Genomic DNA, 14,344 nt, shown 5'->3' with positions numbered 1-14,344 from the left:
CGAGCCTGGTCTCCTCCTTAGAAGTAGCAGGCCATGGGGCCCTTCGGGCCGGGAACGACCGTCACGGGAGTGTCGAAGATGTCGGTCAAAACCTCGTCCGTCATGATCTGGCTTGGGGGACCCACGTAGGCAACCGCGCCATCCTTGAGCGCGCATATCTGGGAGGCGTAACGCGCCGCGAAGTTGATGTCGTGTAAGACGATGACGATCGTGCGGGCGAACTCGCGGGCCGCGCGCTCCAGCATGGTCATCATCTCGACGCTGCGCGCGATGTCGAGGTTGTTGAGGGGCTCATCCAACAGGACGTACTCGGTCTCCTGGGTGAGGACCATGGCGACGTACGCCCGCTGACGCTGTCCGCCGGAGAGCTGATCCAGGTAGCGCCCCTGGAGGTCCCCCAGGTTAAGGAAGCCGATGTAGCGGTCGATGATCTCCTCGTCCTGGGGGGTCAGGCGCCCGCGGGTGTGAGGAAAACGGCCGAAGCTGACCAGCTGACGGACCGTTAGGCGGGAAATGTAGTGGTTCTCCTGGCGCAGGATGGACAGCGTGCGCGCCAGCTCCGCCGACTTTGTCGTCGCGACGTTCAGGCCACCGACCTCGATCACTCCCTCGTCGATGTCCAGGAGGCGACCGATCATCGTCAGAAGAGTCGACTTGCCCGCACCGTTGGGGCCCACCAGCGCCGTGATTCCTCCGGTGGGAATGGTCAGGGAGATCGACCCGATGCGGACCGACGGCGAGTATTGCTTGACGACGGAATCGATGGAGATCACAGGCGTCCCTTCCGCAGGATGGTGATAATGAAAGCGAGACCGCCGACGAACTCGATGATGATCGAGACAACACCCTGCGTGTTAAAGACGTGATTCATGAAGAAGTACGCACTCGACAGGATCGCGATACCCAGCGCCGTGGACATTGCGAAGAGGTAGCGGTGGTCGTGGGTGGAGGAGAACTGGTAGGCGAGTGTCGCCACGAGGAAGCCCAGGAAGGTCATCGGTCCGACGAGCGCCGTCGAGGTCGCCATGAGGATCGAGACCAGCACGAGGACGAGCACGGACGTGCGTCGGTGGTTCATGCCCAGGTTGGTGGCCGTTTCGCGGCCGAGCGACAGCACCGACAGCTGGCGCGTAAGCAACACGAGGGCGATGGCCGCGGCCGCGACGAGGGGAATCGCGATGGGGAAATACTCCTTCTGGGCGTTCGCGATCGACCCGAAGAGGCGCGCGGTGAGCACGTCAAACTCGGAGGGTGTGAGCAGCCTCTGCATGAAGGTGGAGACCGACCCGAGGCCAGCTCCCAGCATGACGCCGATCAGGAGCATCGCGTGCATGGATGCCCGTTGCGAGGTGAGCAGCCACGAGTAGAGCACGAGCGTGAGGACGATCATGAGCGCGAGCTGGCCGACGAAGTTGCCGACCGTCGCGGAGGCGTTGAGGCCGGCGACGCCCAGGAAGAAGATCGTGGAGGTGTGGATCGCCCGGTACAGGGACTCAAATCCGAGGATCGAGGGCGTGATGATGCGGTTGTTCGCCACCGTCTGGAACGCGACCGTCGCCATGCCCTGGCACGTGGCGACCAGACCGATTGCCAGGACCGCGAAGGCGCGCCTGCGCGCCAGGCGCCAGAAGACGGGGGTGGCGAACTGGGCGGGGTTCTTCCACACGAGCAGGCCGACGCAGGCCAGGACCGCGATGGCGCAGACGACCCCGAAGACGAGCCACCAGCGGCGCCGGGTGGACGCAGACGTGAAGGCGCTGGTGCGTCGGGTGGGGCGCTTCGCGCGCGCGGACGAGGCCGGGGCGGGGGCCGGGGAGGCGGCCTCACGTTGCGCGGGGGAGGTCAGGACTCTCATAGGACGGCTCCCTTCTTGGCCTGGCGCAGCACGAGCGCGATGAAGACGAACGCGCCAAGGACGCCCAAGATGACCGAGACCGGCATCTCGAAGGGGGAGATAATCGTGCGTGCGAGGAGGTCCGTGACCGTCACGAGGGAGATACCCGCCAGGCACACCCACGGCAGGTTCGTCCGCAGGTTGTCGCCCATGGACATGGACACGAGGTTGGGGACGATCAGCCCCAGGAAGGGCAGCGAGCCGACGACGACGGTGACGACGCCGGTCGCCACGGCCACGAGCCCCGTCGCGATGAGGATCATGCGGTGGTAGTTGACCCCGAGGGAGATGGCAATGTCCTCGCCGAGGGAGACGGCCGTCAGGCGGTCGGCCATGATGAAGACGATCGCCACGACGATGGCGACGATCCACAGGACCTCGTACTGACCCTCGTAGACGGAAGTGAAGGACCCCTGAAACCACACGGACACGCTCTGCAGCGTGTTGGTTTCCAGCGCGACGAACGTCGAGACTGCGGACACCACGGCGCCCAGCATCATGCCCATGATCGGGACGAGCAGGGAGGACCGAAGCGAGACTCGTCGCAGGAGCGCGAAGAAGACCATGGTGCCGACGAAGGCGAAGGAGATGGCGCAGGCCATGCGCACCAGGATCGGGGCTCCGGGCCACGCGATCATGATTGCGAGGAGGCCGAGTCCCGCCCACTCGGTCGTGCCCGTCGTGGAGGGCTCGGCGAAGCGGTTCTGGGTGACCAGCTGCATGACGATACCGCTCATCGACATCGCGGCACCCGAAAGGACGAGCGCGATCGTGCGGGGGACGCGCACTGCGAGGAAGATCTTCCAGCCGTCGTCCTGGGAGAGGATCGAGTACTCGCCGGTGGACAGTGACAGGACGAGGAGCGCAGCCACGGCGAGCGTGGCCAGGGCCAGCGCCAGGGGGCGGCGCTTCGACGTGGTCGGGGCGCCTTCACGCTCGATGGTTGGGTCCTTCGGGAGGGCGGTGGTGGGGGAGTGAGTCATGAGGGGTGGCGTGCGGGTGGCGCCCGGGGAGGCGCCACCCGCACCGAGGGGTCAGAGGGTCACTTCTTTGCGGCTTCGAAGGAATCGGCGATCGAGTTGAAGATCTTCGTGTAGGTGATGATCGACTCGTTCGTGTACGTATCGTTCGGCGCGTAGACGACCTGGTTCTTCTGGAGGGCGGTGACGCCGCTAAGGACGGTGTTGCCCGAGATGACGGTCTCGGCGGGGGTGTTCGATCCGTCCTTGGTGATCGCGGCATCTCGGTCCAGAACAAAGATCCACGCGGGGTTGGCCTCGGCGATTGCCTCGACGGAAATGTCGTCACCCGTGTGAGAATCGGTGGATCCCTCTACCTCTAGCGCGGGCTTGAGGCCGAGGATGTCGAAGACGGGCCCCCACGTGCGGCCCTTCGAGGGTGCGACGTATCCGATGTTGCCGCCCGAGACGTCAACCGCCATGACCGTCGAGGAGCCGTCGTAGGCCTTCTTCGCACGCTCGATGGAGGCGTTGAAATCGTCGACCAGTTTCTGGGCCTCGGCCTGCTTGTTGAAGATCGTGCCCAGATCGGTGACCTGCCTGATGAGCTCCTCGTTGAAGGGCATTCCGTCGCGCGGCTCAAGGTTGATCATCGGCACGTTTGGTGCGAGCTCCTTGATCTGCGCGTCGAACTTGGTGAAGCGCTGACCCGAGATGATCAGGTCGGGCTCGGCCGCAACGAGCGCCTCCAGGTTCGGGTCGCGGTGCATGCCTACGTCGGCGACATCGTCACCGTTGAACGCGGTGACGGTCGTGGGGATCAGCTTCTTGGGTGCGGCGACGAGCGGCACGTTCCACTGCTGGAGGACCTCGAAGGTGCGGTTATCCAGCGACGCCGCCCGAGTGACGGGCAGCTTGATCTCGACGGTGCCGTCGTTCGACTCGATGGACACCGACGATGCCTGGGAGGCGTCGGCGGAGGCGGGCGCGGAGGACTGCGTGGCGGGGGTTGTCGTGCCCGAGGAGCAGGCGGCGAGGCCGAGCGCGGCGATGGCGGCAATAGCGGCCAGGGAGGTATTCGTGCGAGACATTCTTCTCCGTAAATGCTGGGAAAACTGCGGTGATGCTAGTGGATAGAAAGGTAGGCTTACCTAACTATCGAAACTAACCTTAGCGACAGATTCCTACCGCGTCAGCACATGTGAACAGAGTTACCCCGGTCCTCGACCAGGCCAGCAACGGCCTCGTCGAGTTCGGCAACCCAATCCGCGCCCGATACGTCGGAGGGCATGCGCCAATCCCCGCGCGGGGACAGGGAGCCCCCGGCCATGACCTTCGGGCCGTTGGGCAGGGCGCTGCGCTTGAACTGCTGGCTGAAGAAACGCCACAGGAACAGGCGCTCCCACTTGACGATTTCTTCGAGCGAGTACGCGACCTTGTCCTCCTCGGGGAAGCCGACCGGCCAGTCGCCCACGGAAGCGTCCGACCAGGCCTTCTCCGCCAAGAACGCGATCTTCGAGGGACGTGCCCCGCGGCGCAGCACGTGGTACAGCGTGAAGTCCTGCAGGTTGTAGGGGCCGATCTTGTCCTGTGTGGACTGCATCTTCTCGCCGGGCTTGGCTGGAACCAGCTCGGGAGAGATCTCCGTGTTGAGGATCGACAGGAGCACCTCGCCGACGTGGTCGTCGAACTGCTTGGAGGCCACGACCCAGCGGATCAGGTGCTGCATGAGGGTCTTGGGCACGCCCGTATTGACCGCGTAGTGGCTCATCTGGTCGCCCACGCCGTACGTGCACCAGCCCAGCGCCAACTCGGACAGGTCGCCCGTGCCGACAACGATGCCGCCCAGGTGGTTGGCCAGGCGGAACAGGTAGTCGGTGCGCAAGCCGGCCTGAACGTTTTCGAAGGTCACGTCGTAGGTGGCCTCGCCCTCCCCGTAGGGGTGTCCGATGTCGGCCAGCATCTGCGTGGCCGCCGGGCGGATGTCGATCTCCTGGAAGGACGTGCCCAGGTAGCGGCACAGCAGGGTCGCGTTCCTCTTGGTGCGCTCGGAGGTGGCGAATCCGGGCAGCGTGTAGCACAGGATGTCCGTGCGCGGACGGCCCAGCAGGTCCATCGCGCGGGAGGCCACAACCAGCGCGTGGGTCGAGTCCAGGCCGCCGGACACTCCGATGACGATCTTCGGGTTTCCGATCGCGCGCAGGCGCTGGACCAGGCCCGCGACCTGAATGTTGTAGGCCTCGTAGCAGTCCTGCTCCAGGCGGGTCGGATCATTGGGGACGAAGGGGAAGCGGTTCACCGCTCGCTCCAGGCCCAGGTCCGTGCGCGGCGGGTTGAGCGTGAATTCGACCTCCTGGGGGGCCATGCGCTCGTCGCCCGCAAAGTAGCGCTGGGCGTTGTCCGTGAAGGAGTTCTGCCGCTTGCGCTCGGTGCGCAGGCGCTCGAGGTCCACGTCGGCGATCGTCATGTGCGCACCCTCCTGGAAGCGTTCGCCGATGGCCAGGCGGTCCCCGGCCTCGTAGATCATGGTCTCCCCGTCCCACGCCAGGTCCGTGCTGGACTCGCCCATGCCGGCCGCCGTGTACACGTAGGCGGCCGAACATCGTGCGGACACCGAGCGCACCATGAGTTCTCGGTCAGCTCCCCGTCCCACGGTGATCGGGGAAGCCGACAAGTTCGCCAGGACGGTCGCGCCCGCGAGCGCCAGCTCGGTGGCCGGGGTGACGGGCACCCACATGTCCTCGCAGATCTCGATGCCGACGCTCAGGCCGGGCACGTCGGCTGCGGACAGGAGGACCTGGCCGAAGGGGACCCACACGGGGGCGCCGCTGAACTCCTCAATGCCGCCCCAGGGGACCTCGATGCGCTCTCGCGCGCGCGCAGGCGCGGTCACGAAGTAGCGCTTCTCGTAGAACTCCCGATAGTTGGGCAGGTGTGACTTGGGAATGATCGCGAGGACGCGCCCGCGGTGGATGGCGACCGCGCAGTTGTACAGGGCGTTGTCCTTGCGCAGGGGGGCGCCGACGACGAGGAGGGGGAGCAGGTCTGTGCTTGCCTCGACGATCGACGCCAGGGCCTTCTCGACGTTGTCGAGGAGGACGTCCTGCAGGAGCAGGTCGTCGATTGAATAGCCGGAGACGCACAGCTCGGGGAAGACGGCTACGGCGACCCCGCGCGCGTCAAGCTGGCGTGCGGCGTCAATGATCTCGCGCGCGTTGTCGGCGGGGCGGGCCGGGTGGACCGGCAGGGTGACGGCGGCGACGCGAGCAAAGCCCTGGTCATAGAGGGAATGGAAGTTCATGGTTCTCCTTTGGTATTGGGCTATTCTTGCGCACTGCGCGCGGTCGCGCTCTGCGTCGGGGGTGTCACCCCCGCGCGGGTGGGCCTGCGCAGGGGAGGGTCGAGGACGAAGGCGGTGTCGTCGACGCCGGGGACGAGGCGGTAGAGGGCGGCGGGCCGACCGGCTCCCTCGCGGACGGTGCCCCCGGTTGCTTCGATGAAGGAAGCGGTCTTGGTGGCCTTGCGATGGAAGTTGCGCGGATCGAGGGCGCTGCCCCAGATCGCCTCGTAGGTCTCGCGCAGCTGCGTGATGGTGAACTCGGGGCCGCAGAAGGATGTGGCCAGCGGTGAGTACTCGATCTTTGAGCGTGCGCGCTCAACCCCGTCGGCGAGGATGCTCGCGTGATCGAAGGCGAGGGGTGAGGTGGGAGCAAGGAGGGCGTCGACGGGATGCCAGAGGGCTCCCGCGGCATCACCGCCCGAGCGGGCTGGTGAGAACGAGGGGGCGAGGAGGAGGTAGGCGACGGAGAGGACGGGCCCGCGCGGGTCGCGGCCTTCCGGTCCGTAGGAACGCAGCTGCTCGAGATGCCCGGGGGGAGTGATGCCTGTTTCTTCCTCAAGCTCGCGTGCTGCCGCCTCCTCGGTCTGCTCGCCGTCGCGCAGAAAGCCGCCGGGGAGCGCCAAGTGATCCTTGAAAGGCTCAATTCCGCGCCGCACGACGAGAGCGTGGAGCGTGTGGTCAATGACGGTCAGAGCGACGATGTCGACCGCGATCGGGAATGTCAAGGGCAGGGTCATGGAGCAAGCCTAACGCATTTGTGTCGAGTTGACATTAAATCCGGTCATGAGTTATCGTCAGGGTGACATAAACAAGTGGGAGACCACCCTACCAAGGAGCAGACATGGGAACCCTTCACCACCACCCCTTCCTCATCCACTACCAGGGCGGAGCCGGCGACCACGTCGTCCAGATCCGCGCCGGACGCACCGTCCGATCCGGGGTCGGCCAGTCCTTCTGGCTGCGAGCCGGGCGCTGCGCGCTCGCGGAGGTCCCCACCGCCAACCGCGCCCACAGCTTCCTCGTCCAGACGACCACCGCCGACCAACAGAACATCAACGCGCAGGTTTCGATCACCTACCACATCGAAGACGCCGAGGCGGCCGCCGCGCACTACGACTTCGGCCTGTACCCGCGCGAAGCGGGAGCGGACGCTCAGGGGCTGTGGCAGATCGACGAGACCGTCACCCGAATCGCGTTCTCAGCCCTGGCCTCGGCAATCGGAGAGATGACGCTCGCCGATGCAATTGGCGGCTCACTGGAGCGGGTCGCTCGCGTGCTCGCCCAGGCCTTCGCTGCGGATGATCAGCTGCGGGCCACCGGCGTTGCCGTCGTCGATGCGCGCTTGCTGAGCCTGCGCCCGGACGAGGGGGTTGAATCCTCCCTACGTGCCCCTCTCCTCGAACAGCTCCAGGCCGAGGCCGACCGCGCTCTTTACGAGCGCCGGGCGCTCGCGGTCGAACGCGAGTCCCAGATCTCCGAAAACGAGATGCAGTCCAAGCTCGACCTGGCGCGCAAGCGCGCCGACCTGGTCGACCAGGAAGGGCATAACGCCCGGCGCGAGGCCGAAGAGAAGGCCGCCGCGGACGCGATTGAGGTCGAAGCGGAAGCGCGCCGTATCACCGAAAAAGCTAAGGCCTACGAGATCGACTGGAACACTGCTGGCCGTGCCAGGATCGCGAACGACGCCGCATACATCCAGGCGCTCGCGGCAGCCGGGCCCGAAGTGGCCCGCGCCCTCGCCCTCAAGGAAATGGCGAAGAACATGCCGTCCTTCGGGAACATCACCATCACCGCCGACGTGCTCAGCGACCTCGTCGCGGCCTTCACCGGCTCCGCGAAGGCGGGTCAGTAGACATGCGCCGCCGTGCCGTCATCGTCCGACGCCCCACCGAGTTCGACGAGCTCATGGACCGCTATTCCACGCGCGGCCAGGTCGAATTCGTCCTGCGCTCGCGCGGACGCACCCTCGCCTCCGTCGAGCGCGCACATGAGGCGCACGTGGCCGCCCTGGCTCGCGTGCGGGCAGGAATACCGCAGGGGTGGGCGAGCGCCGACGTGGAGCGCGACTCCCTGTCGCGCTTCCTCTTCGCTCCCGAGGACGTCATCGTCGTCGTGGGCCCCGACGGTCTGGTCGCCAACGTCGCCAAGTACGCGGGCAACCAGGCCGTGGTCGGCATCAACTCGGTGCCCCAATCGAACGCCGGCGTGCTCGTCCGATGCACTCCCGACCAGGGGGTCGCGGCCCTCGGGCGTATCGACGCGGGCGCCGACCTGCGGGTGGACCAGCTGACGATGGTGCGGGCGACCGCCGACGACTCTCGCACGCTCACCGCCCTCAACGAAGTGTTCATTGGGCATCCGAGCCACCAGAGCGCCCGTTACGAGCTGGCCCTTGGGGCCGCCGTCGAGCGGCAGTCCTCCTCGGGCGTCGTTGTCTCGACTGGGACCGGGGCGACCGGGTGGGGAGCGTCCCTCAAACGTGGCCGCCACATGGGAGAGTTGCCCGCGCCGACCTCACGCTGCCTCGCGTGGTTCGTGCGCGAGGCGTGGCCCTCGCCCTTCACCGGCGTCGAGTACACCGAGGGCATCCTGGATGAGGGCGAAGATCTCGGCCTCGTCGTTGCCTCCGAATCCCTCGTGTTGTTCGGCGATGGCATGGAGTCCGACCGCCTCACCCTCACGTGGGGCCAAAGCGTGCGGATTTCGCGCGCCCCGCGCGCCCTGGCCCTCGTCGATCCCGCGGGGCTCGCATAGGGGTGTTCCTGTTCCCATTCCAGTCAAATTTTGTTTGTAACACGAGGGACTCCAGCGGCCCACAGTGGACACAGCGTGTCTACCTGTGTAGTATGGAGATCGGTAACGGGGCGATTGCTCAGAGTGCCACATCGAAGACCCACGCCCTTGTGGCGTGGGTTTCCGTCTATCTAGCAGAAGAGGCCAGATGCTGGTTGCTTATCTTGACGAGGTCGCCGAGGCGGGAGCGTTTGTTAGTAAGGGGCATAAGAACTACAACGGGTCGCCGGCTTTCGGCTACGCTGGCTTCGTAATCTCGAGTGATCAGGTGCGAGCGATGTCGCAATGCTTCACTGAGAAGAAAAGGAGACTCTTCGCCCACCTGATCCCGTCGAATGCGACGGGAGGGACCTGGGAGAGGAAGGGATCGGATATCTTCACCCCAGTGGCGTGGGAAAGCTATCGGCGCCCGATCGAAGGCTTTCGAGAGCTCGTGCGTTTTCTCTGCTCCCGTGGGGGACGTTTGTTTTTCTACGGGGAAGAGAAGCCGCTGGGCACTGCTACGGAACGGTGGGGGAAAGACTCTCGGGCCCAAAAGCAGGGGCTCCTTGAGTTTAAGTGGAAATGCCTTTATCAAGCTCTCAACAGACTGTGCACGTTCGCGGAGAGTCAGGATGAAGACCTGATCGTCATCATGGACACCGAGAACGAGAAAGAACGTGTCGTTCAAGTGCAGAACTCGTATGCCCATGTTTTTAACCGCACAGCAGATCCTGACCATGGTGAAATGCGACGGCTTATCGAATCAACAATGCATGTCGATTCGAAGCTCAGTGCAAACGTTCAATTTGCCGACTGGGTCGCGGCGGCCGTGCGGCGCGCCTTCGAATACCAGCTCCTTGAAGGCAGTTCGTTCGACTGGGTTCCAACAGCCTTCGAGGAGCTGATGCGGAGGAAACCGACGATCGAGTCAAAACTGTACCTGTCGCACTCCCGGGGAGGGGTTCGGAACCTCCATAACTCCGACATCTTCGCAAGAGAGCGTCCCGCGCTCGCGATGTCGATCAGCCAGAGATTAAGCCCTGAGGAGAAGGAGCGGATGGAAGTGGCGAGGGCTGGAATGCTCACGGTGGCGCGCGCAAGTGGGCTATAACGCAGCGTCCTACCTGCTTGCGATGCGGATAGGAAAACAAGCTATCCGCATGTGCACAACCTATCCGTATAGGTACAACCTATCCGCGTGAGTGACTGCCCGTGCGCCGCAACACCTACGCAGACACGACACCCCGCGCGTGCAACTCGGCCATGACCTGGTCGAACGTGTGGGCGACAGGCTCGCGGATAATCATGTCCGCGTGCGCATCGGCCGAGGTGGGGGTCGCGTTCATGAGCACCAGGTGGTCCCCGGAGAAATAGTCGATGAGGCCCGCCGCTGGATACACCACGAGGGACGTCCCGGCCACGATGAGAACGGACGCCCGAGAAATAGCGGTGACGGCGGCCTCGATGACGCCCTGGTCGAGGGCCTCGCCGTACATGACGATATCCGGGCGCAGATGGGAACCGCATGACGGGCACGAAGGGACGGGGTCGGTGCTGGAACGGAGAGACTCACCCAGCGGCTGGACGGCTCCGCATCCCGGGCACACGAGCCGCTCCCAGTTGCCGTGCAGCTCCCACACGGCGCGCGACCCGGCCCGCTGGTGCAGGCCGTCGATGTTCTGCGTGATGACAGCGTCCAGGCGACCCGCGGCCTCCAGAGACGCCAGGGCCCTGTGTGCGCCGTTGGGCTCCACCGGGCGGTACACCTCGTCAAACCACTGCCAGTACGCCTCGGGGTGGCGGCTGAAGAAGTCGATGCTCAGCACCGTTTCAAGGGGAATCTCGCGCTCCTGAAAGTAGAAGCCGTTCGCCCCTCGAAAATCGGGGATTCCCGACTCCGTGGACACGCCCGCGCCGCCGAAAAACACGGTGGAGGGCGAATCAGCGATCCAATCCGCCAGGGTCGAAACGTCGCCGTTCATGAGGGCCTCCTTGCTCGTGCTCCCTTCCCAGGATACGCGTCAGGCCGGGGCCCCGTGGGAACCCCGGCCTTGTAGGCGAACGACTCAGGCGAAGGTCAGCGCCTGGCGTGCGATCGCCAGCTCCTCGTTGGTGGGGAAGACGACCAGCGTCACGGTCGAATCCGGCGTCGAGACGATGCGCGGCTCGCCGCTGCGTACCTTGTTCGCTTCCACGTCGATCTTGACGCCGAAGGGTGCGAGGGCCTCGGCCAGCTCGCGGCGCACGTCGCTGTCGTTCTCGCCGATGCCGGCGGTGAAGGTGATGACGTCCAGTCCGCCCAGCTCAGCGGTGTAGGAGCCCACGTACTTCAGCAGGCGGTTGACGTAGACGTCCATCGCGGTACGGGCGCGCTGCTGGTTCTCGGGATCTTCGTCGTTGTGGATCATTGCCCACACGGAGCGCATGTCGGACTCGCCGGTCATGCCCTTCATGCCGGACTTCTTGTTGAAAAGCGTGTCGACCTCGTCGACGCTCATGCCCGCCACGCGCTGGAGGTGGAACACCACGGCCGGGTCAATGTCGCCCGTGCGCGTGCCCATCATCAGCCCCTCGAGGGGGGTCAGGCCCATGGACGTGTCAATCGGGTGGCCGTTCTTGACCGCGGACACGGAGGCGCCGTTGCCCAGGTGCAGGACGATCTGCTTGAGATCGTCGCGCCCGAGCATCGTGGAGATTTCCTGTGAGACAAACTGGTGGGAGGTGCCGTGCGCGCCGTAGCGACGCACCGAGTACTTCTTGGCCGTCTCGGTCTCGAGGGCGTACAGCGCGGAGCGGTCGGGGAGCTGCTGGAAGAACGCCGTGTCGAAAACGGCGACGTGCGGGACGTCGGGCATGAGCTCGCGCGCCACGTCGATGCCCTTGAGGTGGGCGGGATTATGCAGGGGAGCGAGCGGACACAGCTCCTCAATGAGGTCGCGAACCTCGTCCGTGATTAGCGCCGGGCCGTCGAAGTGACAGCCGCCCTGAACGATGCGGTGGCCGACGGCGACGATGCCCGCTTCGGCCAGGGTCGGGCCCTCCGCGTCGAAGAGGCGCAGGACCTCGCGCATTCCGACGGTGTGATCCGCAATGGGGATCTCCTCCTCGGTCACCGACTCGCCGTGGACGTGCCTCACGATGCCCATGGAGTCGCCGATGCGCTCCACGATGCCCTTCGCGATAGCATCGCCCGTTTCGGGGTCGACGAGCTGATACTTAATGGAGGAGGACCCCGAGTTAATGACGAGAACGGAGGAAGCAGACACGTGTGAGCCTTTCATAGGGAGTAGATGGGAGTGAAGGACGAGGCCGGGGCCCGACGGCCGATCGGCGGCAACCGGGCCCCGCCGTCATGCCTCGATCAGCCCTGGGCCTGGACGGCGGTCAGGGCGACAGTGTTGACGATGTCCTCGACGAGAGCGCCGCGCGACAGGTCGTTGACGGGCTTGTTCAGGCCCTGCAGGACCGGGCCGACGGCGACGGCGCCGGAGGAGCGCTGCACGGCCTTGTATCCGATGTTTCCGGCCTCAAGCGAGGGGAACACGAAGACGGTGGCCTTGCCCGCGACCTCGGAACCGGGCAACTTCTTGGACGCCACGGCCTCGTCGACGGCAGCGTCGAACTGGATGGGACCCTCAATGGCCAGATCGGGGGCCTTCTCCCGGGCCAGACGCGTGGCCTCGACAACCGCATCCACGTCCGGCCCGGAGCCGGACGTGCCGGTGGAATAGGACAGCATGGCGACGCGGGGGGTGACGCCAAACTGGGCGGCGGTGTGCGCCGACGTGATCGCGATGTCGGCCAGCTGTTGCGGCGTGGGGTTGGGGTTGACCGCGCAGTCACCAAACGCCCACACCCGGTCCTTCATTGCCATGAGGAAGATCGAGGACACCACGGAGACGCCGGGGGCGGTCTTGATGATCTGGAAGGAGGGAACGATCGTGTGAGCCGTCGTGTGGGCTGCGCCGGAGACCATGCCGTCGGCGTCGCCCATGTGCACCATCATCGTGCCGAAGTAGGAGACATCCGTGACCTTCTCGCGCGCCTGCTCCAGCGTGACGCCCTTCTTCGCGCGCAGACGAGCGAACTCTTCGGCGTAGCGCTCCAGGTAGGCGGGATCGTTAACGGAGACGACCTGGGCGGCGCTCAGGTCGAGGCCGAGCTCGCCCGCCCGCTTAGCGACGTAATCGGCGTCACCCACGAAGGTAATGTCGGCGATGCCCGCGGCGAGGACCTGCGCCGCGGCCTGCAGGACACGGTCGTCGTTGGGCTCGGGCAGGACGATGCGCTTGCGATCAGCGCGCGCACGCTCAATAAGGTCGGCTTGGAAGGCGATGGGGGTGACTGCGCTCGGCGCGGGACGCTCGCGCAAGCACTGGGCGGCCTCCTCGGTCAGGGGCAGGGAGAAGAGCGGCAGGTCGCACGTGACCTCAGGGACGGCACCGGTGAGGATGACCGCGACGACGCTTGCGGCAGCGGCCTGCGCGCGCAGGCGGGCGGCGGCGATCTCCTCGGCGAGCAGCTCGGGGCTGGCACCCTCGGAGTCGAAAGCGAGGACGACACCGGCGCGGGTGGATGCCGCCAGCGCGAGGTTCCAGGCAACGTGGTCGAACGAACGGTTCGAGGCCTCGCGAGCCGGGATGATCAGCGCGTCATCGCCGGACGCGCGCACGGCCTGGACCGCCGCGGGAAGAGCGGAGGCGGGACGCAGGGCCGCGTCCGAGGCGCTCGTGCCGGCAAGGGCATCAACGCAGGTGGCGGCGCCCAGGACGCGGGCGAGCTCCTCCGTGGCGAGGGCGGCTGCCTCCGACGAGCCGGGGGCGACAACAATGAAACGGGACACTCGAATTGCTCCTTTGGTTGCGAGAGAATAACCGTTGCCACATAGGCCTTTGGGACCATCTTAAACCCGCGCGCATCCCTTTTCGTCACAGCGGAGTCTCTTCCGGCCCAGGCCGGTCGCGCGGGCGAGAGGAGGATGCCGGTCGCGTTCGATCGTGCGCTAGGGTAGGGGGCGTGAAGAACGAGGAGAGGGGAGTGCGCGCACGGCTGGGCGCGTGGCTCGGTTGCGCTCTCAGCGTCCTCGGCGTCCTCGGCGTGATCGCGCTGTCGGCGACGGATCACCGTTACCGGGCTGTGATGGTCCTGGTTGCGATGCTGGCGGGGATGGGTGCCCTGCGTCTGTGGACCCCTGGGCGTCCGTGGTTTGCCTCGAGGGGGCGCCTCGTTGACGTCTCCGTGTACGTGATTCTCGCCGCGATTATCTGGTATCTAGCTCCCTACGTGTCGACGATGGCGGTGCGCTGACGTCCAGCATTTTGTGAAAACGCGCGGAAGAGCCCGCGATAAGGGGCGATGAACGAGGCTGCTGACCCG

13 protein-coding genes are annotated in these 14,344 nt (G+C 65.8%); 4 read left to right on the top strand and 9 right to left on the bottom strand.

Features of this window, described 5'->3' with window-relative positions; translation table 11 throughout:
* Positions 1-17: 17 nt before the first annotated feature.
* The 6 genes from NQK35_RS05870 to NQK35_RS05845 all read right to left on the bottom strand — a co-directional run bounded on the left by NQK35_RS05870 (position 18) and on the right by NQK35_RS05845 (position 6,930).
* Positions 18-773: an iron ABC transporter ATP-binding protein gene (locus NQK35_RS05870; protein WP_009213275.1), complete on the bottom strand. Its 756-nt coding sequence runs from the start codon at positions 771-773 to the stop codon at positions 18-20.
* Positions 770-1,855, bottom strand: a complete 1,086-nt coding sequence (locus NQK35_RS05865; RefSeq protein ID WP_257113473.1) for an iron chelate uptake ABC transporter family permease subunit — start codon at positions 1,853-1,855, stop codon at positions 770-772. Before NQK35_RS05865 ends, NQK35_RS05870 begins: the two co-directional genes overlap by 4 nt.
* Complete coding sequence (locus tag NQK35_RS05860) at positions 1,852-2,877, bottom strand: ABC transporter permease (RefSeq protein WP_257113471.1); 1,026 nt, start codon at positions 2,875-2,877, stop codon at positions 1,852-1,854. Before NQK35_RS05860 ends, NQK35_RS05865 begins: the two co-directional genes overlap by 4 nt.
* Positions 2,878-2,936: 59 nt before the next feature.
* Positions 2,937-3,944 carry a siderophore ABC transporter substrate-binding protein gene (locus NQK35_RS05855; protein WP_009213278.1) on the bottom strand — a complete coding sequence of 336 codons (1,008 nt, stop codon included), beginning with the start codon at positions 3,942-3,944 and terminating at the stop codon, positions 2,937-2,939.
* A gap of 101 nt (positions 3,945-4,045) precedes the next feature.
* Positions 4,046-6,154, bottom strand: coding sequence for an NAD(+) synthase (locus tag NQK35_RS05850; protein WP_257113470.1), 2,109 nt, complete (start codon positions 6,152-6,154; stop codon positions 4,046-4,048).
* 20 nt (positions 6,155-6,174) lie between these two features.
* A complete protein-coding gene (locus tag NQK35_RS05845) occupies positions 6,175-6,930 on the bottom strand; it encodes an NUDIX hydrolase (protein WP_257113468.1) in 756 nt (251 codons plus the stop codon).
* Between the two features lie 104 nt (positions 6,931-7,034).
* Between NQK35_RS05845 and NQK35_RS05840 the strand changes: the two genes are divergently transcribed.
* The 3 genes from NQK35_RS05840 (at position 7,035) to NQK35_RS05830 (ending at position 10,079) form a co-directional block, all read left to right on the top strand.
* Positions 7,035-8,045, top strand: a complete 1,011-nt coding sequence (locus NQK35_RS05840; RefSeq protein WP_257113466.1) for an SPFH domain-containing protein — start codon at positions 7,035-7,037, stop codon at positions 8,043-8,045.
* Positions 8,046-8,047: 2 nt separating this feature from the next.
* Positions 8,048-8,947, top strand: coding sequence for a hypothetical protein (locus tag NQK35_RS05835; protein ID WP_257113464.1), 900 nt, complete (start codon positions 8,048-8,050; stop codon positions 8,945-8,947).
* Between the two features lie 187 nt (positions 8,948-9,134).
* Entirely contained in the window at positions 9,135-10,079 is a 945-nt protein-coding gene (locus NQK35_RS05830) for a DUF3800 domain-containing protein (protein WP_257113462.1), read from the top strand.
* Between the two features lie 115 nt (positions 10,080-10,194).
* On the opposite strand, the gene NQK35_RS05825 is transcribed toward NQK35_RS05830, so the two are convergent.
* From NQK35_RS05825 to pta, 3 genes are all read right to left on the bottom strand, one after another.
* Positions 10,195-10,950, bottom strand: a complete 756-nt coding sequence (locus tag NQK35_RS05825; RefSeq protein WP_257113460.1) for an NAD-dependent protein deacylase — start codon at positions 10,948-10,950, stop codon at positions 10,195-10,197.
* Positions 10,951-11,034: 84 nt separating this feature from the next.
* Positions 11,035-12,234 carry an acetate/propionate family kinase gene (locus NQK35_RS05820; protein WP_257113458.1) on the bottom strand — a complete coding sequence of 400 codons (1,200 nt, stop codon included), beginning with the start codon at positions 12,232-12,234 and terminating at the stop codon, positions 11,035-11,037.
* Between the two features lie 95 nt (positions 12,235-12,329).
* Entirely contained in the window at positions 12,330-13,811 is a 1,482-nt protein-coding gene (gene pta, locus NQK35_RS05815; RefSeq protein WP_257113456.1) for a phosphate acetyltransferase, read from the bottom strand.
* A 173-nt stretch (positions 13,812-13,984) separates the two neighbouring features.
* Here pta and NQK35_RS05810 point away from each other — a divergent pair, with 173 nt between their 5' ends.
* Entirely contained in the window at positions 13,985-14,275 is a 291-nt protein-coding gene (locus NQK35_RS05810) for a DUF3017 domain-containing protein (protein ID WP_257113452.1), read from the top strand.
* The last annotated feature ends 69 nt before the right edge of the window (positions 14,276-14,344 follow it).

Origin of the sequence: Schaalia odontolytica (assembly GCF_024584435.1) — a bacterium.
Classification (GTDB): Bacteria; Actinomycetota; Actinomycetes; order Actinomycetales; family Actinomycetaceae; genus Pauljensenia.
Note: the sequence above shows the minus strand (reverse complement) of the source record. Positions and strands in the feature narration are given on the sequence as shown.